This is a genomic window from Methylopila musalis, from assembly GCF_042679725.1.
In the GTDB taxonomy this organism is placed as follows: Bacteria; Pseudomonadota; Alphaproteobacteria; order Rhizobiales; family Methylopilaceae; genus Methylopila; species Methylopila musalis.
The window spans coordinates 1-2,102 of record NZ_JBHTMX010000314.1; the positions used below are offsets into that span (position 1 = coordinate 1).

A 2,102-nucleotide genomic window follows, 5' to 3' on the forward strand; every position below is an offset into this window, starting at 1 on the left:
CGTCGGGCTGCGCCGGCCCGAGCGCGCCGGTGCGGCCGTGGACGTCCGGCGCCCGGAGCGTCCGGTCGTTGCGGGCCACGCGCTCCAGCGTGAAGCCGTCCCGGTCGGTGGCCTGACCCATGAGCAGCAGGTGCGACGGGCGGACGGCGTCGAGCGCGGCGTCCAGCTGGGCGCCGATGCTCTCGGTGTCGACGGTGAAGCGCGCGAAGGCGACCGGCGCCCGCCACAGGGCCTTAAGGCGCGCCCGATCGGCCTCCAGCTGCGTCAGCAGCCGCTCGGAGGCGTTCCAGCCGCCGTCGAACTCTCCGAACGCGGTGATGAGAAGCGTCATGAGTCCAAGTCTAGCGCGCCGGCTCGCACGACGAAACCTTAGCCGGCGCTGCAAATCCATGGATCGAGGAAAGGATTTTCGGCTCGACGCCGGGCGATTTCTTACCCATAGAGTTTAGCCGGCGTTCGCCAGGGACATCGCGATGACGAAAAATCCTTACGCCAAGACCGTGGGCTACGCGCTGGTGCATGCGGCGCGGCTGCATCGCGCGCGCAACGCCCAGCTTCTGAACGAGCTCGGACTGTTCCCCGGACAGGAGCAGGTGCTGACACTGCTCGCCGCGGAGGGCGGCCGCACCATGGGCGATCTCGCCGATCTGCTGCGCGTGCGCCCGCCGACCGCCTCCAAGACGGTGGCGCGGCTCGCGGCCCAGGGGCTGGTGGAGCGGCGGGTCGCGGCCGGCGACGGACGGGTGGTGAAGGTGGAGCTGACCGAGGAGGGCCGCCGCCGCGCCGAGGCCGTCGAGGGCGTGTGGGGCGTGCTGGAGACCGAGGCCGCCGACGGGCTCGACGGCAAGGACCGCAAGCGGCTGCGGAAGCTGCTGCGCAAGCTCGGCAAGAACCTCGGCGGCCGGCTCGACGCCGACGACGCCCCGGACGATCTCGACGACTGACCGGCGGACATTCGCGAGGCGCATGGCTGGCGCCTTGTTCTCGACCCGCTTCGGCGCCACACGCGGCGTCTCCTTCGCCGTCCCGCCCGTTTCCCCGCCCGCTCGTTCGCAAGCCTTCAGGAGCCGCCGTGATTCCTTCCCGCGTTCCTGCCCCGACCGGAGCGCGGGCGGCGATGAGGCCGCGCCGTCATGGCTGAGGGTTCGCTCCGTCGCGGCAATCTGGACGCGCTGACCGACGCCGCCCGCGCCCAGCGCCTGAAGGGCGTCGGGCTGCTGCTGCTGGCGCTCACCTGCTTCTGCGGGCTCGACGCCACCGCCAAGGCGCTCAACGGCCACATGCACACCATGCAGGTGGTGTGGGCGCGCTACGTGTTCCACTTCCTGCTGATGCTGCCCTTCGTGAACCCGTGGAACACGCCGGGGCTCATCCGCAGCCGCCGCCCCAAGCTGCAGATCGGCCGGGCGATGCTGCTGATCATGGTGACGGCCTGCAACTTCTTCGCGCTGATCTACCTGCAGCTCGACGAGACCATGAGCATCACCTTCGCAACCCCCCTGATGGTGGCGGTGCTGGCGGGACCGATGCTGGGCGAATGGGTGGGGCCGAAGCGGTTCGCGGCCATTCTGGTCGGCTTCCTCGGGGTGCTGGTGGTGACGCGGCCGGGCTTCGGCGGGCTGCATCCGGCGGCGCTGGTGGCCTTCCTCGGCTGCGTCGCCTACGCGCTCTACCTGATCGCGACGCGGGTGCTCGCGGCCCACGATCCCACCACGACCACGCTGTTCTTCTCCGGCCTCGTGGGCGTGGTCGTCACCACGCCCATCGTCCCGTTCTTCTGGACATGGCCCACGGGCCTCGACTGGCTGGCGCTGGCGGCGGTGGGGGCGTTCGGCGGGATCGGGCACGGTCTGCTGATCGCGGCCTACCGGCTCGCGCCGGCGGCGATCCTCGCGCCCTTCATCTACGCCCAGCTCGTGGGCATGATCACCATGGGCTATCTGGTGTTCGGCGACGTGCCCGGCCTCTGGACCCTGTCGGGCGCGGCGATCGTGATCGCCTCCGGGCTCTATCTCATCACGCGGGAGCGGGTGACGCGGGAGCCGCCGGCCGGTCCGCCGACGCCGTGAGCGGCGCTCAGGCCGCCCCGCGCCGCCGGCGCG

The 2,102-nt window shown here is 71.4% G+C and carries 3 protein-coding genes; 2 read left to right on the top strand and 1 reads right to left on the bottom strand.

The genetic code is table 11. The annotated features are described in order from the left end of the window. Positions 1-331 (bottom strand): pyroglutamyl-peptidase I family protein (locus ACFQ4O_RS17115; protein ID WP_449289005.1); only part of this gene is annotated, 331 nt, incomplete at its 3' end. A 142-nt stretch (positions 332-473) separates the two neighbouring features. Here ACFQ4O_RS17115 and ACFQ4O_RS17120 point away from each other — a divergent pair. Continuing rightward, positions 474-944: a MarR family winged helix-turn-helix transcriptional regulator gene (locus ACFQ4O_RS17120; RefSeq protein ID WP_378777530.1), complete on the top strand. Its 471-nt coding sequence runs from the start codon at positions 474-476 to the stop codon at positions 942-944. A gap of 189 nt (positions 945-1,133) precedes the next feature. Further along, on the top strand, positions 1,134-2,069 hold the full coding sequence (locus ACFQ4O_RS17125; protein WP_378777534.1) for a DMT family transporter: 936 nt from the start codon (positions 1,134-1,136) through the stop codon (positions 2,067-2,069). The last annotated feature ends 33 nt before the right edge of the window (positions 2,070-2,102 follow it).